21 protein-coding genes and 1 other RNA gene are annotated in these 23,319 nt (G+C 55.0%); 9 read left to right on the top strand and 13 right to left on the bottom strand.

Features of this window, described 5'->3' with window-relative positions:
- Positions 1 to 86: 86 nt before the first annotated feature.
- From KJI95_RS12520 to KJI95_RS12500, 5 genes are all read right to left on the bottom strand, one after another.
- Complete coding sequence (locus KJI95_RS12520; RefSeq protein WP_214507538.1) at positions 87 to 1,736, bottom strand: polysaccharide biosynthesis/export family protein; 1,650 nt, start codon at positions 1,734 to 1,736, stop codon at positions 87 to 89.
- A gap of 3 nt (positions 1,737 to 1,739) precedes the next feature.
- Positions 1,740 to 2,966 carry a KpsE/RkpR family capsule polysaccharide export protein gene (locus KJI95_RS12515; protein ID WP_250885800.1) on the bottom strand — a complete coding sequence of 409 codons (1,227 nt, stop codon included), beginning with the start codon at positions 2,964 to 2,966 and terminating at the stop codon, positions 1,740 to 1,742.
- Entirely contained in the window at positions 2,966 to 3,634 is a 669-nt protein-coding gene (locus KJI95_RS12510) for an ABC transporter ATP-binding protein (protein WP_214507536.1), read from the bottom strand. Before KJI95_RS12510 ends, KJI95_RS12515 begins: the two co-directional genes overlap by 1 nt.
- The gene (locus KJI95_RS12505) at positions 3,631 to 4,425 is read right to left on the bottom strand and encodes an ABC transporter permease (protein WP_214507535.1); all 795 of its coding nucleotides are present in this window, start codon (positions 4,423 to 4,425) and stop codon (positions 3,631 to 3,633) included. Before KJI95_RS12505 ends, KJI95_RS12510 begins: the two co-directional genes overlap by 4 nt.
- Positions 4,426 to 5,572: 1,147 nt before the next feature.
- Positions 5,573 to 6,103, bottom strand: coding sequence for an FMN-dependent NADH-azoreductase (locus tag KJI95_RS12500; protein WP_349356736.1), 531 nt, complete (start codon positions 6,101 to 6,103; stop codon positions 5,573 to 5,575).
- 258 nt (positions 6,104 to 6,361) lie between these two features.
- On the opposite strand from KJI95_RS12500, the gene KJI95_RS12495 reads away from it, so the two are divergent.
- Complete coding sequence (locus KJI95_RS12495) at positions 6,362 to 7,210, top strand: LysR family transcriptional regulator (protein WP_214507534.1); 849 nt, start codon at positions 6,362 to 6,364, stop codon at positions 7,208 to 7,210.
- A 111-nt stretch (positions 7,211 to 7,321) separates the two neighbouring features.
- Here the strand turns inward: KJI95_RS12495 and KJI95_RS12490 are convergent, their stop codons facing one another.
- Both KJI95_RS12490 and KJI95_RS12485 read right to left on the bottom strand, forming a co-directional pair.
- Entirely contained in the window at positions 7,322 to 9,712 is a 2,391-nt protein-coding gene (locus KJI95_RS12490; protein ID WP_214507533.1) for a YgiQ family radical SAM protein, read from the bottom strand.
- A gap of 187 nt (positions 9,713 to 9,899) precedes the next feature.
- Entirely contained in the window at positions 9,900 to 10,304 is a 405-nt protein-coding gene (locus tag KJI95_RS12485) for an MAPEG family protein (RefSeq protein WP_214507532.1), read from the bottom strand.
- Positions 10,305 to 10,462: 158 nt separating this feature from the next.
- On the opposite strand from KJI95_RS12485, the gene KJI95_RS12480 reads away from it, so the two are divergent.
- Together KJI95_RS12480 and KJI95_RS12475 are read left to right on the top strand one after the other, a co-directional pair.
- Positions 10,463 to 11,683, top strand: a complete 1,221-nt coding sequence (locus KJI95_RS12480; protein WP_214507531.1) for a threonine/serine exporter family protein — start codon at positions 10,463 to 10,465, stop codon at positions 11,681 to 11,683.
- 149 nt (positions 11,684 to 11,832) lie between these two features.
- On the top strand, positions 11,833 to 13,542 hold the full coding sequence (locus KJI95_RS12475; protein WP_250885799.1) for a BamA/TamA family outer membrane protein: 1,710 nt from the start codon (positions 11,833 to 11,835) through the stop codon (positions 13,540 to 13,542).
- Positions 13,543 to 13,598: 56 nt separating this feature from the next.
- Here the strand turns inward: KJI95_RS12475 and rnpB are convergent.
- Together rnpB and rsmI are read right to left on the bottom strand one after the other, a co-directional pair.
- Positions 13,599 to 13,955: RNase P RNA component class A (rnpB, locus tag KJI95_RS12470), an RNA gene on the bottom strand.
- A 90-nt stretch (positions 13,956 to 14,045) separates the two neighbouring features.
- Positions 14,046 to 14,894, bottom strand: a complete 849-nt coding sequence (gene rsmI, locus KJI95_RS12465; protein ID WP_214507530.1) for a 16S rRNA (cytidine(1402)-2'-O)-methyltransferase — start codon at positions 14,892 to 14,894, stop codon at positions 14,046 to 14,048.
- 88 nt (positions 14,895 to 14,982) lie between these two features.
- Here rsmI and KJI95_RS12460 point away from each other — a divergent pair, with 88 nt between their 5' ends.
- From KJI95_RS12460 to KJI95_RS12445, 4 genes are all read left to right on the top strand, one after another.
- Positions 14,983 to 16,812, top strand: coding sequence for a penicillin-binding protein activator (locus tag KJI95_RS12460; RefSeq protein WP_214507529.1), 1,830 nt, complete (start codon positions 14,983 to 14,985; stop codon positions 16,810 to 16,812).
- Positions 16,809 to 17,135, top strand: a complete 327-nt coding sequence (locus KJI95_RS12455) for a YraN family protein (RefSeq protein ID WP_214507528.1) — start codon at positions 16,809 to 16,811, stop codon at positions 17,133 to 17,135. The genes KJI95_RS12460 and KJI95_RS12455 overlap by 4 nt, the downstream gene beginning before the upstream one ends.
- A gap of 108 nt (positions 17,136 to 17,243) precedes the next feature.
- Positions 17,244 to 17,837, top strand: a complete 594-nt coding sequence (locus KJI95_RS12450; protein ID WP_214507527.1) for a phosphoheptose isomerase — start codon at positions 17,244 to 17,246, stop codon at positions 17,835 to 17,837.
- Entirely contained in the window at positions 17,834 to 18,400 is a 567-nt protein-coding gene (locus tag KJI95_RS12445) for a BON domain-containing protein (protein WP_214507526.1), read from the top strand. Before KJI95_RS12450 ends, KJI95_RS12445 begins: the two co-directional genes overlap by 4 nt.
- Here KJI95_RS12445 and KJI95_RS12440 read toward each other — a convergent pair.
- Entirely contained in the window at positions 18,390 to 19,274 is an 885-nt protein-coding gene (locus tag KJI95_RS12440; RefSeq protein ID WP_214507525.1) for a DMT family transporter, read from the bottom strand. The genes KJI95_RS12445 and KJI95_RS12440 overlap by 11 nt on opposite strands.
- A gap of 119 nt (positions 19,275 to 19,393) precedes the next feature.
- On the opposite strand from KJI95_RS12440, the gene KJI95_RS12435 reads away from it, so the two are divergent.
- Positions 19,394 to 20,287, top strand: a complete 894-nt coding sequence (locus KJI95_RS12435; RefSeq protein WP_214507524.1) for a LysR substrate-binding domain-containing protein — start codon at positions 19,394 to 19,396, stop codon at positions 20,285 to 20,287.
- 75 nt (positions 20,288 to 20,362) lie between these two features.
- On the opposite strand, the gene trpS is transcribed toward KJI95_RS12435, so the two are convergent.
- From trpS to rpe, 3 genes are read right to left on the bottom strand one after another with little or no spacing between them, the layout of a single operon-like run.
- A complete protein-coding gene (gene trpS / locus KJI95_RS12430) occupies positions 20,363 to 21,361 on the bottom strand; it encodes a tryptophan--tRNA ligase (RefSeq protein ID WP_214507523.1) in 999 nt (332 codons plus the stop codon).
- Between the two features lie 20 nt (positions 21,362 to 21,381).
- The gene (locus tag KJI95_RS12425; RefSeq protein WP_214507522.1) at positions 21,382 to 22,065 is read right to left on the bottom strand and encodes a phosphoglycolate phosphatase; all 684 of its coding nucleotides are present in this window, start codon (positions 22,063 to 22,065) and stop codon (positions 21,382 to 21,384) included.
- Positions 22,065 to 22,739 (bottom strand): ribulose-phosphate 3-epimerase, encoded by a 675-nt coding sequence (gene rpe, locus KJI95_RS12420; RefSeq protein ID WP_214507521.1) that lies wholly within the window; start codon positions 22,737 to 22,739, stop codon positions 22,065 to 22,067. The genes KJI95_RS12425 and rpe overlap by 1 nt, the downstream gene beginning before the upstream one ends.
- Before the next feature lie 224 nt (positions 22,740 to 22,963).
- Between rpe and KJI95_RS12415 the strand changes: the two genes are divergently transcribed.
- Complete coding sequence (locus KJI95_RS12415) at positions 22,964 to 23,311, top strand: hypothetical protein (protein WP_214507520.1); 348 nt, start codon at positions 22,964 to 22,966, stop codon at positions 23,309 to 23,311.
- Positions 23,312 to 23,319: the final 8 nt, after the last annotated feature.

Below are 23,319 nucleotides of genomic sequence, written 5' to 3'. Positions count from 1 at the left end.
GACGCATTTAAGAGCGGCCAACGTCCTTCGAGGGTCAAGATGCTTGCTCTCGTCTTCTCTAAATCAATTTCAATGACGCCCAGCGCTTACAGCTTGAGCACCACAGCCGCTGACATGGCTATCTGGAAGATGATCTGGCTGATGTCTTTGGCAAACTGCATACCCTTTTCATCGGGCTTGGACAGTACAAAGATTTCATCTCCCGGCCCGACTACCCCTTTGCGTTTAAGCTGGTCGTTGCCGGTGATAAAGCTGCCGTTGGGTTTCATCACCAGAATGTTCATGTCGTCTATGTCCTGATTGGCGCCGCCGGCCTTGTCGATGAAGTCCACTATCGACATGTCGCTGTTAAAGGCGATGGCGGTCGGGAACATCACTTCCCCGTGGATAATCACCAGATTGCGCTTGGCGGGAATAATCACCTTGTCGCCCTGCTGCAGGGTGATTTGCGACAGGTCGCTGCTGTTGGTCAGCAGTACCTGGCCTTTGGGCTTAACCTGGCGGGCCTTTTCAATCCACTTCAGGATCACCTCTGACTCAGCCACTCGAAGCTCGGCGGCCTCTTTGGTGCCGGAGCGCGCGGTGAGCACAGATTGCTCCAGTGCCGACAGCGAGGCTTGCAGCATTTCGAACTGACGCTCGGCCACCGATTCGCGGTAAAGCTGCACGGCTTCGGGGTTGGACAGGCGGGTAAACTCAGTGTTGTCGAGCAAGTCTTTAAGGCTGGCGCCCCAGGGCAATACCACTTCCTGTGCGGAGTTATGCTCGCCAATCAGGTCGATACTGATGGAGTTGGGGCGCAGCTGGGCGGTGACCTTCACCAGGGCGCCCGGCTCTACCCTGATATTGGCCGCTTCGCCGATGTTGTATTGCACTGCGTTAACCTGGCGGTTGCCATTGACTTGGGTGCGGGATTGAAAATCCGGCGCAACAATAGTCACGTGGGTGGCCTGCTCGTCGGCAACCACGGCATCCAAAATGGGCTTGAGGGTATTTTCGGTGGTGAGCTCATAACGCCCTTCAAAGCCCATTTTCCCCTCGAGGGTGATTTCACCTTGCTTGGGGGCAATGAAGATGATGTCGCCATCCTGCAACTGCAGCGCAGGCATGGTGCCGGACTGCAAAAACGCGTACAGGTCGATGCGGCTTATTACCTTGCTGCCACGCTTAACCTGAATGTTGCGATAGCTGCCGATGTCGTTACGAATGCCGCCAGCCTGATCGATAAAGCGCAGCACGCTGTCGGCGCTTTGTCCTTCATAGAGGCCGGGCTTGTTGACCATGCCCGACAAAAACACCTTCACGGTTTGGCTGGACATCAGCGAGGCGTACACCTCGACATTCGACTGATACACCCGCTTGACGCTGCTTAAGATGACGTCGTTCAGCTTGGCATTGCTGACACCGAGCACCTTGATGGGGCCAACCTTCGGAATGAAGATATTGCCCTGTGGATCAACCTGCACTTCGGACTGGTAATCGATACCGCCCCACACCTGGATGAGTAACTTATCGCCCTGGGTAATGCGGTATTCCGGGTTGGTGGCCGAAAAGGAGTGCTGCGAAAAAGCGCCGGAAAACAACCAGCTGCCGTAACGGTTTTGCTTACCTTCGGTGACTATGGTTTGAACCTGTTCAGCATCAACATCCTGCTGGAATGACACAGCGGCCTGCGCCGGCACACCCATGATGAAACTGAGAGTCAGCACACTTGCTGAAAGTAGGAGGTTTCGCATGATTTAATCTCTGTGTTCCTTAATCACGGCCAATGTCAGCCGTCCAACAAAGTAGAGCAGCAGCAACACCACAAACCAGGTGGTGATGTTGTAGAGGCGTCGTGGATAGCTGTCTTCTTCTGCCATTCTTGGCTGTTCAACAATCAGCAAATGCTTGAGCTTTTTCATGGCCTCTGCACGTGCCACTTCCAGACTCGCCAGCGCCGAGGCATAGAGGTCGGCGCTTAGCTTGGTATTGAGCTCAATTTCTTTGAAATCTGCCGCCAGTTGGTTGAGTGACTCTTGGTCGGAGCTGGTCAACTTGGCCTTTTCGTGCTGCAGCTGCTCTTTTAACGCATCGATGCGGAATTTAAGCGCCTTCACCTGGGCTGTATCCGGGCGCATATAGGCCTGCAGCGACTTGAGTTCCGTCTCCTGGGTGATAATTTCTGCTTCAAGCTGATGTACGGCGCTGAGCAGAGCGCCACTCTGGGTGTCGGGGCTTATCAGCTTGTGAGTGTTTTGAAATTCAACCAACCTGACTTGCTGTTGCTTGAGTTTTTCATGGCTGCGAGTAACGTCTTCCTGGGCGTATTTAAGCTGAGAGTTAGCCATGTTGACGCCAAGCTCGTTGATAAATGTCTCGCTGATACTGAGCATGGCCTGGGTCAGCGTAAGCGCGTACTCAGGGGTAAATGCCTGCATTTCTACCCGCAGGATTTCGGACATTTCGTTGTATTCAACCGAAATATGGCGCTTAAAGAAGTCCAGATACTCTTCATTTGAGCTACCCGATTCGAGCCGGCTGAGTCTGTCCCACTGCTCGCTTTCATAATGGGCTTTCAGATTGACTGCGGCGTTTAGCGCCTCTGCCATCTCCATCGATTGCAGGTATTCCTGCAGGATTAATGCATCCCGGGTCGAAGGCGACGCAGCACCGATAGCCGCCAGGCCTGCAATCGGCAAATCGTTATCACTGGCCTGCTTTACCACAAACTGCGCCTGGCTAGCGTAGCGGGGCGAGGCAATGACCGAGTAATACCCAACCACTACCAGAGAGGCGAGCAGCACCAACACAAACGAGCCGAGTTTGGCCCAGGTAAAATACAGGGTTTGCCGGGTGCCGATATAGGCTTTGGAATCCACCAGAAACAGTTTGGGGTCTTTTCTGAATTTGCGAAGCTTGCGCCTGAGCGGACTAAGCTGCTCTGTGCCCTGCGGTTGATTTGATTTTACTGTATTGTCTTTCATCATCTTTTTGCGTAAGTGAATTCGTATAATTCGATGGCTTCATTTAAGTCATCGAAGAAATGTAACTGTTTATCTTTAATCAGCAGTCCTGCCTGGCAGAACTTCTTCAGACTGGGCACCGAATGGCTAACCATGATGAGCTTGGTCGTTTCGTATTTGCTGAGCAGCAGGTCTTCACTTTTTTTGCGAAAATTAGCATCACCCACGGCACCCAGTTCATCGATAAGTAGCACATCGAAATCAAAATCAAATGCCATGGTGAGGCCAAAGGTCACCCGCGAGCGCATACCGCTGGAGTAGGTTTTTACCGGCTCATCAAAGTACTTGCCGATTTCGGCAAACTCCTGCACCCGCTCTTCTATGGGTTTGGTGTCTTTATAGCCATGAATTCGGGCCACAAAGCGCACATTTTCCCGCGCCGTCATCGAGCCTTGCAGCCCTCCCTGAAGCCCCAGAGGCCAGGAGATATTTTGCGGCGAATGGATGCGCCCTGCGTTTGGCAAATCGGTGCCGCCTATCATGCGGATGAGTGTTGATTTGCCCACGCCGTTAGGGCCTAAAACGGCAATGTTTCTATCAGTGGGCAGGCTTAAATTAAGCTCGCGAAACACATAATGCCGCCCCTGTTTGGTGGGGTAATACTTGCTGACGTTGTCAAAATAAATCATGAGGTGATAAACCTCTGCCGGTTAACCTGGAAAGCCATTAAACCCAGGGTGAAACTGGCAATCGCCCAAAGGCCAAGATATTCGAAACTTCCTACCGGGGTTTGGTAAGCGCTGAAATACGCATCACGGCTAAGCTCTGTCACATGGAACAAGGGGTTCCAGACAAACAAAAACCAATACTGCTGCGGTATCATGGTGGCGCTAAACATGATTCCGGAAACAATGAACATAGGCTGCATTATCATGGACACTATCTTGCCGGTATCTTTCCACCAGGTGGTGGCGGCGCACAGCATAAGCCCCATTCCCGTGGCCATGACCAAGGTCAGCCCACTTACAGCGAGCAACTGTAGCAAGTCGTCGGGGAGCACTGAAAAGCCAATCCAGGCCATAATGCCCATCAGCAGCACATACACAATAAAAAAGGTAATTACCTCGATAATCAGCCGGCTGATTATCGGATCGGCCGCCGTAACCTGCCGATAGCCTAATAAACCTTTGTTGGCTTCAATCGCAGCAGATAATTGCGGCAAGATCTTACTGAATAGTTTAAATGGCAGAATTGCCACCAACATAAACATGGCGACCGGAACGCCCGCAAGGCTGCTTCTTCCAATCAATGAAAACATCAATACCAAGATGCCAGCCTGAGCCATTGGCTCTGCCAAAGCCCAAAAGTAGCCCAAGCGGTTTGCCCCAAAACGCGTTTTGAGCTCACGAATGATCAGCGCAAAAATGACATCACACATTATTTGCCAGTGACTGCGCCTGAACTTTGCTGCAGAAGACATATTTCTCGACCTACAAGACTCACTTTTAACGATGTGGTTTTAAGATTTTTATTTTGAAAAACTTTACGGGTGAAAGTGAATTACCCTGCACCCTGACTGAGCATTCAATCTTATTTTTTCACAGGCACTACCAGCCAAGTATTAATCGAATATTAAAAACCACACCTGCAACCCACTTTTTTATGGGCACCGCTTTTTGTCGCCATAGCTTTGCCAGGGGCATAGCTACCGCACGCCCCATAACAGTCAGACTGTGGAGCTAAAAATATTTTCATTTTATTTTCAACGACTTAGCCAACACCCCTTCTAATGAATGCTCATCCAGCCCTATGGCAAAGCAATTGGCTTTACTGCAGTTTTTTAAACCACTGGATTCATCAAAAAAGGATAAAGGTACACTTAAACGTTATTTTGCAGCGGGAGCAGGATGAGCAAGTCATTAGGGAGGCTAAATAACAATCAGACAAGCCAGAGTCCCTTGACGTTGCGAGAAGAACGAAACTTAACTGCTTCTTAAAAAGGCGAAAAATACCCTGCGTCCTTGCTACAGCGTGGCATTATGCATAGTACTACTTTAGAGTCAACCACCTAAAAATGACCAAATTATGGCCACTGTCAAAAAAATGACAAGACTCAAATAGTTAATTAATTACAACGGCAGGTTATTTTTTACTCGATCAGAATGGACTCACTCGCTCAATTATTTTCCGCTTCTCAGAAAACAGTTTCCAAATAAACGCGACTGAATTTTAATGGCTTTATTCAATTACTGAACAGCATTAAATATTGAAAATATGAGGCCGAACACTATAAAAATACAAGGCGTCACTTATGTAGCACATTGATACAAAAAGTTGGGCTAATGTTAATAAAACCCACCTTGACCTGCAACTGGCATACAAAAAGCAATGCCAGATGAACTGACTCTCAACAACATGAAATTTTTTACGTTATCATTTTGCTTCTGCCGAGTTGCCGTTCGACTTACAGAAGGGAGTGGCAAAGCCCCCTCGCTTGCCAAAACTACTATCAAACCGACCCCGAGCGCCCCTTCTGACAGGTATATATCGCCCCCAAGCTTGAAAAGGTGCAGCGGCTTATCAATAACGCCTTGCCGCTGCCGAAGGGTAACGCCTGAACTGGTTATTCACCGCCAGGCTGCCAGTGGTGATGCCAGCTCGGCAGCAAGCAACTCGGCCTTCTTAAGTGCTTCGGCAACTGACTTTTGATGCCGCTCGTCACCAAACTCCTGATATTCGGCTACAATATGGAAAAACCGGTTGGCGCCGAGGTAGCGACTTAGCAGCTTAATGTGGGCGACGAGATGGTCTTTGTGGGCCTGGGCGCCGCCGGGCTCAAAGCCGGATTCGCCGCAGGAGCTTAAGAGCACCAGGGTTTTACCGCCAAAAATCGGCTCTATCGGGCAATCACCACGGGCCAAATCAAAGGAAAAGGTTTTGTTGATACGTATGACCTGATCAAACCAGGCCTTCAGCGCCGCTGGCATGCCGTAGTTATACATGGGCGCCGAAATCACTATCACATCGGCTGACGCAACCTCATCTATCAGTTCATCTGAAAGTGCCAATACCTTCGCCTCTTCATCGCTAAGCTCCGTCTTCTTAAAGCAGGCGGCAATCCAATCTACGCTGATAAAATCTGGTGGCGCAAGTGCCAGGTCACGCTGAATGTACTGGGCACCTGTATACTGCGCCCGATAGCTTTTTTACAAAACAATCGGCCAGTTTTCGTGAGATGGATTGATGCTGTGACTTTTCAGGGTCAAAGCTGCGGGCGCTGGAGTCGATTTGTAATAATGTGGCCATGGGAATTCCTTGAAGTAATGAAGACCCTGGCATTTTTGCAAGCACCGCCTTGACGGACAAACGAGAAAGCGCACACTATAACTTAGCTTACCTCACCTATAGTCGTTGCCATGTTTTCACAGTTACCCTCGCTGAATAACCTTAAAGCCTTTGCGGCAGCGGCCCATTTCAACAGTTTTAAAGTCGCCGCCGAGGCACTTAATGTCACGCCAACCGCCATTTCTCATCAGATAAAGCATCTGGAGCAGTTTTTGAATGTTCGCCTGTTCGAGCGGCAGGTGCGCCAGGTGGTGTTAACCGCCGAAGGAGAAAAACTGGCAGCGACCACAGAGCGCATGTTCAGCGAACTCAATAACACCCTGACAGAGCTGACCAGGCCTGCCACGCAAATTACTGTGTCATGCTGCACCTCGTTTGCCACCCTGTGGCTGGCACCAAGGCTTGCAGATTTTCAGCAGCGCTATCCGGACATCGACGTACAAATCCTCGCAAGCGACAGCCTGCAAGACTTCAGCGAAGCCACGCAGCTCGATATCGCCCTGCGCTACGGTAAAGGAGTGAATGAGGGGGAAATCCTGCTCGCGACCGAGACCCAAAGCTGCTACCAACTGAGTACCAACCCTCAGCCATCGGGCAGACTGTTTGTGACTCACTGGCGGGAGAGCAGCGCCCTTGGCAATCTGCCATGGCAGCAATATGTTGGCGGTTTGGGCTTTACTATCAAAAGTTTCGAGCAGGAACAGTACACACTGCAGGCGGCACTGGCGGGGCAAGGGATGGCGCTTATCAGCAATGTGCTCGCAGAATCCGTGGTCAAACAAGGGTGGCTTGCAAAGCAAAGCCACCTGCCGGAATTTGCAGGCTACAACTATTGCCTGCGGCTAAACCCCAAGCGCGAACATAACCACAGGGTGCGCGCCTTCGCCCATTGGCTGCAGCAAGAGTTTGCGGCGATATGAAGCCGCAGCGTGGCATCGCCATAAAAAAACGCCGCATTGTGGCATCGCCATAAAAAACACCGCATGGTGCGGCGTTTTTTATGACTCAAGCTTCGTATTTATGACTCTAGCTTATTTGCTCGACTTGCGGCCCTGACCTTGTCCGGCAGGTTTTGGCTTGCCGAATATAGGTTTGGCACCGGGGCGCTGATTGCCGCCTTTGCCTTGAGCCTGACTCGTACTGTTCCCCTGAGTCTTAGCCTGACTGCTGCCCTGAGTCTTACCCTGAGCCTGCCCTTGGCCAGCCTTTGCCTTGCCGTTTGCCTTGGCGTTGGACTGCTTGCCAGCGCCCTTCTCGGCCGAGCCTTTGCGATCGTCAAACTGATTGCTGCTGAAGCGGGTGAAGGCTTTCTGGCCCTTATCAGCCTTGCCATTTTGCCCCTTGGCAGCCCATTGCTCGGCGCGGCCTTCCGGCGGCACCAGATGCTGTGGGCCTGTGCCTATCAGGTGCTCCTTGCCCATGGCAATCAGGGCTTCACGGATAAGCGGCCAGCCGGCGCTGTCATGGTAGCGCAGCAGCGCCTTGTGCAAACGGCGCTGGCGGCCTTTTTTCGGCACCGGCACCTGCTCGCTGCTGTGCTTGACGTTTTTCAGCGAGTTCAGCTCGGTGTGATAAATAGTGGTGGCGTTGGCCATGGGCGATGGGTAGAAGTTCTGCACCTGATCCAGCTTGAACTTGCGCTCCTTAAGCCACAGCGCCAGGTTGAGCATGTCTTCATCTGTGGTGCCCGGGTGAGCCGAGATGAAGTAAGGGATAAGGAACTGCTCCTTGCCCGCCTCTTTCGAGTACTTGTCGAATAGCTCTTTAAACTTGTCGTAGGCGCCCATGCCGGGCTTCATCATCTTCGACAGCGGCCCTTCTTCGGTATGCTCGGGAGCAATCTTGAGGTAGCCGCCCACATGGTGCTTGGCCAGCTCCTTCACATAGCGCGGATCTTCGATGGCGAGGTCATAACGCACGCCGGAGGCCACCAGCACCTTTTTGATGCCTGGCACGTCACGGGCGGCGCGGTACAGGTCGATGGTGTGCTGATGATCTGTGTCCAGATGGCCGCAAATGCTCGGATACACACAGGAGAGGCGACGACAGGTCTTCTCGGCCTTTTCGCTCTTACAGCCCAAACGGTACATGTTGGCGGTGGGGCCACCAAGGTCAGAAATTACCCCGGTAAAGCCGGGCACCTTAGCCTGAATATCTTTGATTTCACGAACAATAGATTCTTTTGAACGGCTCTGGATGATCCGGCCTTCATGCTCGGTAATAGAGCAGAAAGAGCAGCCGCCAAAACAGCCCCGCATGATGTTGATGGAAGTCTTAATCATGTCGTAAGCAGGAATTTTTTCCTTGCCATAGGCAGGATGAGGCACCCGCTGATAAGGCAGGTCGAACACCGAGTCCATCTCTTCGGTGGACAATGGCCAGGCCGGCGGATTGACCCACACGCCGCGATCGCCATGGGGCTGGAACAGCGCACGGGCACAGCCGGGGTTTTGCTCCTGGTGCAGAATGCGCGAGGCGTGGGCGTAGAGGTATCTGTCTTCGCTCACCCGCTCAAAGGCTGGCAGGAGCACATAGGTCTGCTCCCATGGGCGCGGCTTGGGCGGCTGAATGCTGATGGGCTTGGCCACGGTCACGCCATCGGGCGCGGTTTCATCGTTAAAGACTTTTTTATCTGTGGGGCCAGAGAGATTCTGACAGCCCACGTCATCGGCACCGTAAGGGTTTGGAATAGGGTCGATTTTATGCAGCTGGTCGATTTTGCGCGAATCCATGCCGCGCCAGCCGGGCATGGCAGTTTTGCTGATAACGGCTGTGCCGCGTACATCGGTCAGCTCACTGGCACTTTCACCACGGGCCAGACGATGGGCGATTTCGGCCAGCGGCCGCTCGGCGTTGCCGTACACCAGAATGTCGGCCTTGGCATCGAAAATCACGCTGCGGCGCACTTTATCGGACCAATAATCGTAGTGGGCGATGCGGCGCAGGCTGGCCTCGATACCGCCAATCACCACGGGCACTTCTTTAAAGGCTTCTTTGCAGCGCTGGGTGTACACAGTCACGGCGCGGTCGGGGCGTTTGCCGCCCACATCGCCCGGGGTGTAGGCATCGTCATGGCGCAGTTTTCTGTCGGCCGTGTAGCGGTTGATCATCGAGTCCATGTTGCCCGCCGTCACCCCAAAAAACAGGTTGGGGCGACCAAGCTTCATAAAATCGTCTTTGCTGGACCAGTCGGGCTGGGAAATAATGCCGACCCTGAACCCCTGAGCCTCGAGCATGCGGCCAATCACCGCCATGCCGAAGCTTGGGTGATCCACATAGGCATCGCCGGTGACGATAATAATGTCGCAGCTGTCCCAGCCCAGCTTGTCCATCTCGGCGCGGGACATAGGCAAAAAAGGAGCTGTGCCGTAACACTCGGCCCAGTATTTTGGATAGTTGAAAAGGCTGGCTTCAACGCGCATGACAAAACCCGACGATGCTAATCACAACAGGCACCACCGCTGGCGGTGCATTTCAAGGGCGCGGAGTATAACAGGACTCCGCCCTTAAGTGTGACCAAAAAATCGCCAAAGCCTGAGTTTTTTTGTCAACTGTTCAACCTGGCTTCGGGCTTAGTTGCCGCTTTTCTTTTTCGTTACTTTTGTAACGTCACTGCGCCGCGGCAAACACCCACAACCCCAGATTCACCAGCGCCAGGGCAACAATCAACAGCCAGGTGATAAGGGTGCCGTAAAAACGCCCGGCATGATAACCACCTCGCCCCTCGGCAAGACCGATGCCGTGCAGCACCCGCCCAATCAGCCAACTGGCACCAAACACATGCAGCAACAGCGGCGACAGGCCGTTGAGCTCTGCGCAGGCAAACAGCAGCAGAAACATGGGCGCATACTCGAGATAATTGCCGTGCACCCGAATCGCCACCTCCAGCGCCTTATTATCGCCGCTGCCCAGACCGATTTTTTCCGCTTTGCGGATGCGCACCACGCCATAGGCGTAGACCAACATCAACAGTGCCGAAAGACTGACATACAAAGCTGTTACCGAAAGCGGCATATAATTCTCCAAGTGCCAATATTGTTTGCATCGCCATTAAATCCCGTTAACCCTTTGGCTGCAACTTGGGGTATCATTCGCGCGCTTTGGCATGGGTGCAGGCGCGTGCTTGCACAGGGTGTACAGGCTGGCTAATTCAACAGGCGAGTGAACGAAGCGTGGATAACGCAGAATTTATTGAAAAACGTCGATTCATCATTAAGTTGGGAAAGGCGCTGCACAAGTTTGGTACCCCGGCCTACCGGCTGGAAACCCACCTGCAAAACGTCTCCCGCATGCTGGGCATTGAGGGATATTTTCTTATCTCCCCTACCTCGATGACCTTTGTGCTGCAGCACGATGCCGATCAGGAATACAACCACGTTGCCAGGGTAAAGCCGGGCGATCTGGATTTGGGCTCGCTGGCCCGCACCGACGAACTGGTGGATGAGCTTATCAGCGGCAAACGCACGCTGCAGGAAGCCATGGACCGGCTCGAAGAAATCATCAATAAACCCAATCCCTATGGCCCGCTGCTGACGCTACTGGCCTTTGGTTCGTCGGCGGCGGCCTTTGCCATGCTGATGAGTGCCGGCTGGAACGATGTGTTCTGGTCAGGCTTGCTGGGGCTTATGGTTTACGGCCTGGTGTACCGCGCCGAGCGCTCCAAACGCATGGCCGAAATGCTCGAACCGCTGTCGGCAATCCTGTGCGCGCTGGGCGCAACCTTTATCAGCCAGTACGATCCGGGGATCAATATTCCTGTGGTGATCCTCTCCGGCATCATCATCTTTATTCCGGGGCTCGCTCTCACCCTGGGCCTCGCCGAACTCGCGGCGCGGGATTTGATGTCCGGCACCATGCGCATCATGGATGCGGTGATGCTGCTGTTCAAACTCTACTTTGGTGCCATTCTGGGCATGGTTGTCGGCAAGGCGCTGTTTGGCGAAGCAATTTATGTAGAGCCCCAGCCTGTGCCCAAGCTTGCGGTGTGGACTGCGGTGCCGATACTGTCGATGGCGCTGGTGATTATCTTCAAGGCGCGAATGAAAGATGCGCCCTGGGGCGTGCTGGCGGGGATTGTGGCGTTTTTCTCGGCCATGGCCGGCGGTATTTACCTTGGCGATTCCATCGGGATTTTTATCGGCGCCTTTGCGGTGGGCATTTATTCCAACCTGTTTGCGCGCTGGATGAAGGCGCCGGCATCCATCGCCCTGCTGCAGGGGATAGTGATTCTGGTGCCGGGCAGTAAAACCTACATTGGCCTTAACGCCCTTATCTCAGGCGAGACCATGCTCAATCAGGTGCATATTGGCTCGCAAATCTTCCTGATTTTTATGTCGCTCATCGCTGGCCTTATCTTCGCCAACGTGGCAGTTCCGCCGCGCCGCACCCTTTGACAATGGCCCGGCCACGGAGGTTTCGCGGCCGGGTTAAATTCAGCTAACCTTAAGTATAGTTTTGAGTTTTTTTCGCTTCAGCGCTTGACTATCACAGCCTCGACAGTGTTAATGAATTGTAGATTCAGGCTGTTTTGGTCGAGGTAAAGATGTTGAAGCTGGCGCATTTCAATACGGCATTACTCGCCTTTCCGCTGCTGTGCTTTGGCGCCAATTCCGAGGCCCCTGCGGGCAGCGCACAGGCTCAGCAAACTTCCATCAGCAAAGCAGGCAATGACACAGTCAATAAAGATGCAGGTGGCAAAGACGCGGGCAACAAAGATGCGGGCAGCAGCGATGTGGGCAGCATAGTTGTTATCAGCCATCCAATTTTTGATGAATCCGATCCCGATGCCTTTTTCATTCACCGCTGGGCCAACTTTTTACACATCAACACCAAAGAATCCACGGTAAAAAATCTGCTCAGTTTCAAAGAAGGCGATGCCATTACCCAAAAAGATTTGGATGAAGCCCAACGACTGCTGCGCGCCGAACCTTATCTGCGGGATGCCACCATCAAGTTTGCCAAACGCGACCCCGAAGCCGACGAAACCGGCGAGCATAAAGACGTGGTGGTCGAAACATGGGACAACTGGTCATTGCTGCCAACCGTCAGCGCCAGCCGCAACGGCGGCGACACCAAGTATTCCTTTGGTCTGAAAGAAGACAACCTGCTCGGCACCGGTATCCGCACCCGGCTTAAGTATCAGTCAAGTCAGGATCGCACCGGCTATAAGGTCGCCTTTGATGTACCGCTCACCATAGTGCCCCACGGCACCTTCGCCGCCGATTTTTACGATAACAGCGATGGTCAGGCATCCCATGTGTTTTTTGAGCGGCCGTTTTATACCCTCGATGGCAAGCTGATGTATTCGGCCGAAGCGCTGGATGACACCCGCATCGATACCCTGCGCCAAAACGGCATGGAAGTGAACGAGTTTGAGCACAGCACCGAGTTTGTAAACCTGCGCTACGGCTGGCTTGGCAACAAAACCAGTGAGCATCTGTGGCGCTGGGTGGTTGGGATAACCAAAGACAGCAACAGCTTTGAAAGCACGGGCCTGTATCCCGATGCCGAGTTGCCACAGGACAGGGATTTTCTCTACCCCTGGCTTGGCTGGCAGTTTATTGAAGATGACTATCGCGTGCTGAATAACGTCCACTTAATCAATTACAACGAAGACTTTAACTTAGGCTGGCAGCACTATCTGCGCTTTGGCGTGGAGACCCAGGATACCGACGGCGATATTCCCGGCTGGCATGTGGCCACCGAGTCATCCAAGGGTTTTGAGAGTGGCGACAGCCTGCTGCTGCTGTGGCTTAAAGGACAGGGCACCTTTAACACCACCCAGAAAGACAACTTCCAGCTGTCAGGCATTGCCGAGTATTTTTACCAGATAAACCCCAAGTGGACCGCCTACGGCAAGGCCGTCGTCGGCACCTCCAATAACACCTATGTGGACACCACTCTGGCGCTTGGCGATGAAACCGGCCTGCGCGGTTATCCCAACGATTATCAGCACGGCGACCATCAGTGGCTGCTGAGCGCCGAAATCCGCAATTATCCCAACATCAACCTGTATCAGCTGGCTGAGCTTGGCTGGGCGGCATTTATCGACGTGGGGCAGGCGTTTGGCGGACCAGAGGCTGAGCGTAACGAAGTGTCAGGCCCCATAGGCTCCATCGGCATAGGCGCGCGGATTTACTCGTCCCGCTCAAGCTACGGTAACGTGGCCCATATCGATTTGACCGTGCCGTTTTCAAGCGGGGAGCATGTTGATAACTGGGAGTGGCGTTTCTTGGTGAAAGACAGGTTCTGAGAGCCGTGTCCGCTGCAGAAAGCACAAGGCCGCCCTGAGGCGGCCTTGTTTTTGATGAGTTGAGTCGACCTGTAAGCCGGGTTCTGTATCTCCCGAAGGAGCGGCAATCATTCCTCTAGGCCTGCAATCGCTCGCAGGCTCAAGCAATCTACCCGGTTCCAACGCGAGCCACGCCATAAGGAACCCTATTTGATCTTGCTCCGGGTGGAGTTTACCTTGCCACGAACTGTTGCCAGCCGCGCGGTGCGCTCTTACCGCACCGTTTCACCCTTACCGGCCCGAAGGCAGGCGGTCTGTTCTCTGTTGCACTTGTCGTCGGCTCACGCCGCCCAGACGTTATCTGGCACCCTGCTCTGTGGAGCCCGGACTTTCCTCCCCGCTCTTGCGAGCGCAGCGACTGCCCAGTCGACTCGGCGCGGATTATAGCCCAAGGGGCCGCGCCGACCAAGGAGTTTATCCCATTGCTTTTTTGCCGCTGCTTTTGCCGGTGCTCTTTACTGAAGTCAGAGCCCGGCGTCGAGACCGGCTTTGTAGAGGGCGTTTTTCTTCAGGTTATAAATTTGTGCCGCGATCGCTGCCGCCTTTTTCAGTGGCAACTCGGCGGCGAGCAGCGCCAGCGTCTCCATCGCCTTGGCCGGAACGCCTTCGTCATCCTGCTCGGGTGCCACGAAGCCATGACACATCAGCACCATCTCACCTTTTTGCTGATTGTCATCGGCCAAGACCTTGGCCAGCACCTCGGCGGCGGTGCCCGACAGGAAGGTCTCGAAGGTTTTGCTGAGCTCCCGCGCCATCACCATAGGTCTGTCTGCGCCAAGCACAGCCACAATGGATTCAAGGCTTTGAATAATGCGGTGGGGCGACTCATAAAAAATCAGCGTACGCGGGTCTTCGCGCAGCGCCTCAAGCTTGTCGCTGCGGCCCTTTTCCTTGGCAGGCAAAAAACCTTCAAACGAAAAACGATCGGACGGCAAGCCAGACGCCGACAGTGCGGTAATGGCAGCGCAGGGGCCGGGCAGCGGCACCACATTAAAGCCCGCTTCGCGCACCAACGACACCAGATGGTAGCCGGGGTCCGAAATCAGCGGCGTACCGGCATCACTCACCAGCGCCACCGCCTCGCCCTCGGCAAGTTTTTCGATGATCCACTGGGCGCGGGCGCGTTCATTGTGGTCGTGCACCGACACGGTTTTGGTGGAAATACCAAAATGACTGAACAATCTTCCCGAGTGACGGGTGTCCTCACAGCCCACCAGGGTCACGGATTTGAGCACTTCCACCGCCCTTGGACTCATGTCTCCCAGGTTGCCTATGGGAGTCGGGACGATATAAAGCGCTGGGGGCAGTGACATAATTACCTCGGGAGTATGACGGCCAAGACTTTCACGCCGGGCCGGAGAAGGTTAAACTTAGCGCAGCATTTTACCAGAGTGAAGCCAAGTGTTGAAAAGCCGCAATCAATTGAAACTTGCCGGTGTTGCCCTGTTCCTGTCGCTGCTGGCAGGTTGTGGCAGCAGCCCTAAGTCAGACATCAGCCAGCCTCAGAACGTGGTTTCTCTGGTGAAGGTGGAGCATTCCTCCAGCCATTACCTCACCCAGGCCCAGCAAACCGACAATCTGCAGAATCGCAGCCGCCTGCAATTGCTGGCAGCGCACGCCATGCTGAACGAAGGAAATCCTCAGGGCGCGGGGCAATTGCTCGCGTCTATCAAGGATACGCTGGCGCAGGATACCGAAATTCAGGCAGAATTTCGCTTCCTGACCGCGAAAACCCTCGAACAATCCGGCGATAATGCCGCGGCGCTGCAAACCCTGGTCTATCCATCTCACTGGAAACTGCCTGATTGGCAATGGGTTTCTTACCACCAGCTGCGGGCGTATCTGTTTAAAGCCCAAAAGCAGCCGCTGGAGCAGGTGCGCGAACTGTCGGAGCTTGGCAAATACTTAAGCGCCACCGAAGCTGCCGAGGTGAGCGACCAAATCTGGCAACTGCTTGCGCCTGTCAATGAAGACACCCTCGAAGCCCAATTGAACAGTGCCGCCTCGCCCATGTACAAGGGCTGGCTGCAACTGGCCTTTATCGCCAAACATTATGCGGTAGACCCGCAAACACTGGTGCGCTACCTCGGCGACTGGCAGCGACAAAACCCGTATCATCCGGCGGCGCAAAAACTGCCTGCCGACCTTGACCGGGCACTGCACGCCAAGCCATACACAGCGCGCAATATCGCGGTGTTGCTGCCACTATCTGGCAATACCGCCTCGGCGGGTTACGCCATCAAGCAGGGCATAGTCGCAGGCTACCTCGCTGCCAACAATGCCAGCCTCAACGTGAACTTTTACGACAGCGCAGCCAATCCGGTGGCCGCCTATCAACAGGCGCTCAGTGAAGGCGCCGAGTTTGTGATTGGCCCGCTGCTGCCGTCGGCCATCGAAGCCATCGAAGCGCTGCCGCCAAGCGGTGGCCCCGTGGTGCCCAAGTTGTATCTGAATCAGCTCAGCAACTTCACACCCGGTCTGGATAAGTTCTTCTTCTCGCTGTCACCTTCGGAAGAGGCCAGCGATGCGGCTGAACGCCTGTACCGCGATGGCGTTGAAAAACCGCTGCTGCTGGCGAGTGCCGATCCGGCGGGCCGGCGCATGGCCGAAGCCTTTAACCAGACCTGGATGAAACAAACCCAGGATCAGGCCGAAGTGCATTACTTTGAGCAGGGCAACGAGATGAAACTCACAGTGCAGCGCGCGCTTGGGGTCATCGACAGTCAGGCCCGCATCGCCCGCATGAAAGAAGTCGCCGGTCGTAAAATCGAAGCCGACTACCGCTCCCGCGAAGATGTGGACGCCATCTATATGATTGCCAGTCCAAAAGAAATTCAGCTGCTCAAGCCCTTTATCGACGTGAGTTTTTCGGTGTTTGCCGACCCTGTGCCCATGTACACCTCAAGCCGCGCCAGACCGCAGGACAACACCCATCAGGTGCCGCAGGAATTCAACAACGTGATGGTGAGTGACATTCCGTGGCTGATGGAGCTGTCCGACGAGTCCCGTGAAGTCAACGCCCTGTATCCCAACTGGAACAACGGTCAGAAACGACTGTTTATCATGGGTTGGGACGCGCTGGATTTGGTTGGCAAACTCGCCCAGATGCGCTCTTTCCCCGGCTATCAGTTTGAAGGCCGCGGCGGCGTGCTGTCGGTGGCGCCAAACGGCGTGATTAAACGCCAGCTGTCGTGGGGCAAAATCGAGCGGGGCGTGCTGAGACCACTGTGAATACAGGTCAGCTTGCCGAAGACAACGCCTTAAGCTACTTGTGCAATCAGGGGCTTAAGCTTGAAGCACGCAATGTGCGCTATCCCTTCGGTGAGCTGGACTTAGTGATGCGCGACGGACGCACCTGGGTGTTTGTCGAAGTCAAATACCGCACTCCCAAGGGCTTTGGCGATGCCGTCGAAGCCCTTTCTTTTGCCCAGCAGCAACGGCTGCGCCGCGCCGCCAGTCACTATCTGCAACGCCAGCACATCGATGCCCCCTGCCGCTTTGACGTGGTGGCCATTTCCGGCACCCAACTGCAATGGATCAAGGACGCGTTTTGAGGTTTTACTCAGCTTCGCGCCGGAATTAACAACAATTTACCCCCTTACCCTCTACTCCGGCGCCGCTTTATGGCATGATAGCGCCAGTTTATTTTGTAAGGATCCACCATGTTAGAACGTATCAAAGACAGCTTTACCGAGTCGATCCAGACCAAGATCGACGCAGCAGAAGCCCTGCCGGACTCCATCGCCAAGGCGGCGGAAATGATGGTTGCGTGTCTGCTTGGCGGCAACAAAATTCTCGCCTGCGGTAACGGCGGCAGCGCCGGTGATGCCCAGCATTTTTCGGCTGAACTGCTCAATCGTTACGAAGTGGAACGTCCACCGTTGCCAGCCATCGCGCTGACCACCGACAGCTCAACCCTGACGGCCATCGCCAACGATTACAGCTACGATGAAGTGTTCTCGAAGCAAATTCTGGCGCTGGGACAACCGGGCGACATTCTGCTGGCCATTTCCACCAGCGGTAACTCGTCCAACGTGATCAAAGCCATGGAAGCGGCACTGAGCCGTGACATGACCATAGTAGCCCTGACCGGCAAAGACGGCGGCGCCATGGCCGGCCTGCTCGGCGCCAGCGACGTGGAAATCCGCGTGCCATCCAATGTCACTGCCCGCATTCAGGAAGTGCACCTTTTGGTGATCCACTGCCTGTGCGACAACATCGACCGCACTCTGTTCCCCCAGGACGAACAAGCATGACCAAACTGCTGCTGACTGCCCTTGCCTGTATCACTCTCACTGGCTGTGCCGGCGCCGTGATGGTAGGCGCCGTTGGTGGCGCCGTGATGGCCAATGACGAGCGCACCATCAAGACTCAACTTGATGACACCAACGCCGATTTGGTCATCGCCAGCGAGCTGATGAAAGACGAAGAGTTAAAGGCCAAGACCAATATCACCGCCGTGGTAATGAACAACAACGTGTTGATGATTGGTCAGGCGCCCAACTCCACCCTGCGCGACCGGGCTATCTCGATAGTGCAGGGAATGAAGCTTGGCGGCAAAATCCACAACCAGATCCGTATCGGTAACCCGACCTCCTTCACCACCCGCAGCAATGACACCTGGATCACCACCAAGGTCAAAGGACGGATGCTGAATGAGAAAGATCTGGATATCACCCGGGTGAAAGTGGTCACCGAAAACGGCGAAGTATTCCTGCTCGGGCTTATCCCCCGCTCGCAGGCGGAGCTTGCCGTAGAGGTAGCCCGCAACACAGCGGGCGTGCGTAAAGTGGTGCGGGTATTCGAAGTTATTGAGTAGAGCCAGACTGCGCTTTGATGTCGCTGTCTGCCCGCATCAGCCGGGCAAACAGCGGCAACAGCAGTGACGGCAATACCACCAGCGCCGCACCCCACCATACCATAGGCCCCGGCCATTCATCAAACCACCACCAGCCCAGCGCCACGATAAACAAAAGCCCACTGTACTCGCCAATGGCAATGTCGGACGCCTGCGCCCGGCGATATGCCAGCACACAAAACCAGTGATATGCCATCAAAAATGCGTTGCTCGCCAGCGCCACCCACAACAGCTGCCAGCTGAATCCGGCGAAGCTGTTGAAGGCAGCAAAAATCAGCGCTATCGGTAACCCCAGCAGGTTATACAGCAGCAAGGTGAGCGCCGGACTCTCGGTCACCGGCAGTTTACGCAGCGCCAGCTGACACAGCGAAAAGGTCAGCGCCGCCCCGAGCACCAGTATACCGGCCCAGCCGATTTCACTCGGTGCCAGAATAAGCAAAATGCCGCCAAAGCCAAGCAGGGCGCAAAGCCACTGACCCGCCGTTACCCGCTCTCCCAAAAGCCACCACCCCAGCAACATGATCATCAGTGGCGCCGAGTAAAACAGCGAGCTCACGGTCGCCAGCGGCAATGCCATCAAACCCATGATTAAAAAAAGCGCGCCAACAACACCTATGCCGGCGCGCCAAAGGTGGAGCGGAAGATGGTTGGTTGCCGGGCGGCCGGCCAGCCACCACAGGGGCAGCAGCATCAGGCAGGAAGTAATTTGGCGCAGCAGCAAAAAGCTGCCGGCGTTGGCATCGTCCGGCAACCACTTGACCGACACGTCATAGAGGGCACTGAACACATTGCCAACCAACAATAAAGCCAGACCTATCAGGGTAGCGCGCTGCACAAAACTTCCTTAACTCATGAACCGGCGAGGATGATATCGCCCACAAACTGGTATTAAAAATGATGTTTTTTTATCAATCATGAATTAGATTCATGCATAAACCCCTTAAGCTTCCCACGATGAGAAAACTTCCGCCCCTGAGATCGCTGCAGGTATTTGAGGCCGCCGCGCGCCATTTACACTTTTCCCGCGCCGCCGATGAGCTGTGCCTGACCCAAAGCGCCGTATCCCATCAGGTGCGGGCGCTGGAGCAGCATCTGGGCCAGCCGCTGTTTGAACGCCTCGGTAAAGAGCTGCAACTGACCGAGCGCGGCGAGCAACTGTTTCTGGCGGTGCAGTCGGCCCTCGACGGACTCGACAGCCTGTATCGCCAACTCAGCCAAAGCGAGAGCAGCGAACTCAGGCTCGCGGTGTACAGCTCGTTTGCGGTGAAGTGGCTGATACCGCGCCTCGGCGACTTTCGCCGCCGTCATGGCGGGGTAAAAATTCATCTGGAGATGGTCAGCGGCGATCCTGAGCTTTCAGATCAGGTGGCCGACATGTTTATTTGCGGCTCCGAGCGCAAGCGCGGTTTTTTTCACACCCTGCTGCGCCCGGAGCGCCTGATTGCGGTGTGCAGCCCGTCCCTCGCCGATGCCCTGCGCCACAGCCTCGGCGCCGACCTTACCTTGCCTGTCCGGCTCGACAGCCTGCCGCTGCTGTCGGTGGATGACATCGACATAGGTCTGGACTGGCAGCGCTGGGCCGAGGTCAATAACAGGCAGATTGCCGCGCTGCATGAGAGCTACAGCCATGTGCTGCTGGCAATTGAAGCGGCGATAGCCGGGCAAGGGGTGGCGCTGGCATCAGATTTTATCGTCGAAGGGGATATCAGCGCCGGCAAGCTGGTTGCCCTGCCCTGGCCTGCGCTGGAAACCGGCTTTGGCTTTCATTTCAGTTGCCGCGAGCGGCGCTTGAAAGAACCCGCCGTGGCCGCCTTTGCCCACTGGATTGCCGAGCAGGCAAACGGCTGAAGCCAGGCCGCTTTCGTCAGCGAACTGACATAAAAAAATCAGCCACTTGGGCTGATTTTTTATCTGCGGCAGCGGTTACACCAACAGGCCGATTTTCTCGTACACCTGCTTCAGGGTCACTTCGGCGCGGGCCTGGGCCTTCTCGGCGCCGTCTTTCATCACGGCGTCGAGCAACGCGCGGTCTTCACGCAACTCGCGGAAACGTGCCTGCAGCGGCTCCAGCATGGCGACCACGGCTTCGCCGCAGGCAACCTTGAGGTGACCGTACATCTTGCCTTCAAACTCGGCTTCCAGCGACGCAATGCTCTGGCCGCTGACACCGGACATCAGGCTCAGCAGGTTGGATACGCCGGGCTTGTTGTCCACATCAAAGCGCACCACCGGCGGCTCGTCGCTGTCGGTTACCGCCTTCTTCAGCTTTTTCAGCACGGCTTTGGGATCTTCAAGCAGGCCGATGACGTTGTTGCGGTTGTCGTCAGACTTGGACATCTTCTTGGTCGGGTCCTGCAGCGACATCACCTTGGCGCCCACCGGCGGGATGAAGGGCTCAGGCACGGTGAAGGTGTCGCCGTAGGCATTGTTGAAGCGGATAGCGATATCGCGGGTCAGCTCCAGGTGCTGCTTTTGATCCTGACCAACCGGGATTTGGTTGGCCTGGTACAGCAGAATGTCGGCCGCCATCAGCACTGGGTAACCAAACAGGCCCACGTTGATGTTGTTGGCGTGCTTTTGTGACTTGTCCTTGAACTGAGTCATGCGCGACAGCTCACCCATCTGGGTGTAGCAGTTCAGCGCCCAGCCAAGCTGAGTGTGCTGCGGCACCTGCGACTGAATAAATACAGTGCTCTTTTTCGGGTCAACGCCACAGGCCAGATACAGCGCCAGGGTATCGAGACAGGCTTCACGCAGCGCCTTGGGATCCTGACGCACGGTAATGGCATGCAAATCCACCACACAGTACAGACAGTCGTGACTGTCCTGCATTGCGACCCACTGACGAAGTGCGCCCATATAGTTGCCTATGGTCAACTCGCCGGATGGCTGCGCGCCGCTGAGTACAATGGGTTTGGTCATTTGTGTGCTTACTCCGTGTTTCATTCTGCCGCATTCAGGCGGGTCAGGATCTCTGCAAAGGTGTGACATACGGCGTCTGGGCCGCAAAGCCCAATATCTTCACCGTAGTTGTAGCCGTAGGTCAAGCCAAAGGAGGTAATTCCAGCGGCTTTGGCGGCGAGAATATCGTTGCGGCTGTCGCCTACCATCAGAAGTTCAGAAGGTTTGAGCGACCATTGCTCGAGAATGTGCTGCAGCGGCAGCGGATCGGGCTTCATCCGCGCCAGCGAATCGCCGCCAAGCACCAGCTCAAAATGCTGATCTATGCCGAACGCCTGCAGCAGCGGCTCGGTAAAGCGGTGTGGTTTGTTGGTTACCACCGCCAGCCGATAGCCCATGGCAGAGAGTTCATTGAGGGTTTCACGCACGCCGTCGTACAGGCGGCTGTAGTGCTCAAGGTAACGCTCGTAGTTACGCATAAACAGCGGCATGGCATCATCAAGCTGCGAGCCCGTCACATCGCGGCCAAGGGCATGGGTCAGCGCCCGCGCCATCAACACCCGCGCGCCGTTGCCAACCCAGGTCCGCACCAGCTCTTCGCTGCACTGGGGCAAACCCAACTCTTTCAGGGTTTCATTGGCGGCAGCGGCCAGATCCGGCACGCTGTCAACCAAAGTGCCATCCAAATCAAAGGCGATAGCACTGATACGTTCTGCTAACAACATTACGCAGATACCTTGGCGAGCTCGGCGCGCATACGGTCAACCACGGCCTTGTAATCCGGCTTGCCGAAGATAGCGCTGCCGGCCACAAACATGTCGGCACCTGCGGCGGCGATTTCGGCGATATTGTCTTCTTTCACGCCGCCATCCACTTCGAGGCGAATATCAAAGCCGCTGGCATCGATGCGCGCACGCACCTGCTTGAGCTTATCCAGCGTCGCCGGAATAAAGGATTGGCCGCCAAAGCCCGGGTTGACCGACATCAGCAAAATCACGTCCAGCTTGTCCATCACATAATCGAGATAATGCAGCGGCGTGGCGGGGTTAAACACCAGACCGGCCTTACAGCCATGGTCGCGGATAAGCTGCAGTGTGCGGTCGACATGCTCAGAGGCTTCCGGATGGAAGGTAATAATGGAGGCACCGGCCTTGGCAAAGTCTGGCACTATGCGGTCAACCGGTTTCACCATCAGGTGCACGTCGATATCGGCGGTGATGCCATAGTCACGCAGCGCTTTGCACACCATAGGGCCAATGGTCAGATTGGGCACGTAATGGTTATCCATCACGTCAAAGTGCACCACATCGGCACCTGCATCGAGCACGGCTTTTACATCATCACCCAAACGGGCGAAATCGGCGGACAAAATTGAAGGAGCAATCAGGAAAGGACGCATAATTCACAGTCTCAGACAGGATCGGGAGGGCGGATATTCTACCCGAAGTGACCGGTTTTTTCTGCAGTTTCTGTCGTTTTTATGGCCTTTGCCACACGTAGCAGGCATGTTTCACTGCCATCGCGGTGACAGATGAAAGAAAATTGTTCAAAAAGCACACGCTTTTGTTATAATCCCAACCCAGCTGCTTCGGCTGAAATCTCTTTAGCTCAAAGGAAATGACGATGGGTACCATCAACCAACCAAAAGCGTCACGCCGCTTTGCCAACCTCAAGGCCGTTATGGCGTTGTCGGTCGCAGGCTCGGTGATTGTTGCCGGTGTGGTGTATCAATCCAGCGCCAAAAGTAATGAGACTTCGGCCTGCGTCTGCAGCGCATCAAACAGCTACAACCCCAGCCTGCCAGCCAGCCATCCCAGCAACCGCTGCGCGAACCAGACTCAGGATCTGAGCTGGAAATCCTGGCTCAGCGGCAGCAGCCGCACCACCCAGTTCCACTTCCTCGATTTGCTTGAGTTGCTGCATGGCCACGACAACAAGCCAACCGAGCGCCCATCCGCTACCCAGCATTAATTGCAAGC

This window comes from Shewanella jiangmenensis (assembly GCF_018596335.1).
Classification (GTDB): domain Bacteria; phylum Pseudomonadota; class Gammaproteobacteria; order Enterobacterales; family Shewanellaceae; genus Shewanella; species Shewanella jiangmenensis.
This window is presented reverse-complemented; position numbering and strand designations above follow the sequence as displayed.

Bases quoted from the DNA above. Each gene is read 5' to 3' on its own strand.
- KJI95_RS12520 (WP_214507538.1), bottom strand. From the start codon at position 1,736: ATGCGAAACCTCCTACTTTCAGCAAGTGTGCTGACTCTCAGTTTCATC.
- KJI95_RS12515 (WP_250885800.1), bottom strand. From the start codon at position 2,966: ATGAAAGACAATACAGTAAAATCAAATCAACCGCAGGGCACAGAGCAG.
- KJI95_RS12510 (WP_214507536.1), bottom strand. From the start codon at position 3,634: ATGATTTATTTTGACAACGTCAGCAAGTATTACCCCACCAAACAGGGG.
- KJI95_RS12505 (WP_214507535.1), bottom strand. From the start codon at position 4,425: ATGTCTTCTGCAGCAAAGTTCAGGCGCAGTCACTGGCAAATAATGTGT.
- KJI95_RS12495 (WP_214507534.1), top strand. From the start codon at position 6,362: ATGTTTTCACAGTTACCCTCGCTGAATAACCTTAAAGCCTTTGCGGCA.
- KJI95_RS12490 (WP_214507533.1), bottom strand. From the start codon at position 9,712: ATGCGCGTTGAAGCCAGCCTTTTCAACTATCCAAAATACTGGGCCGAG.
- KJI95_RS12485 (WP_214507532.1), bottom strand. From the start codon at position 10,304: ATGCCGCTTTCGGTAACAGCTTTGTATGTCAGTCTTTCGGCACTGTTG.
- KJI95_RS12475 (WP_250885799.1), top strand. From the start codon at position 11,833: ATGTTGAAGCTGGCGCATTTCAATACGGCATTACTCGCCTTTCCGCTG.
- rsmI (WP_214507530.1), bottom strand. From the start codon at position 14,894: ATGTCACTGCCCCCAGCGCTTTATATCGTCCCGACTCCCATAGGCAAC.
- KJI95_RS12450 (WP_214507527.1), top strand. From the start codon at position 17,244: ATGTTAGAACGTATCAAAGACAGCTTTACCGAGTCGATCCAGACCAAG.
- KJI95_RS12445 (WP_214507526.1), top strand. From the start codon at position 17,834: ATGACCAAACTGCTGCTGACTGCCCTTGCCTGTATCACTCTCACTGGC.
- KJI95_RS12435 (WP_214507524.1), top strand. From the start codon at position 19,394: ATGAGAAAACTTCCGCCCCTGAGATCGCTGCAGGTATTTGAGGCCGCC.
- trpS (WP_214507523.1), bottom strand. From the start codon at position 21,361: ATGACCAAACCCATTGTACTCAGCGGCGCGCAGCCATCCGGCGAGTTG.
- KJI95_RS12425 (WP_214507522.1), bottom strand. From the start codon at position 22,065: ATGTTGTTAGCAGAACGTATCAGTGCTATCGCCTTTGATTTGGATGGC.
- rpe (WP_214507521.1), bottom strand. From the start codon at position 22,739: ATGCGTCCTTTCCTGATTGCTCCTTCAATTTTGTCCGCCGATTTCGCC.
- KJI95_RS12415 (WP_214507520.1), top strand. From the start codon at position 22,964: ATGGGTACCATCAACCAACCAAAAGCGTCACGCCGCTTTGCCAACCTC.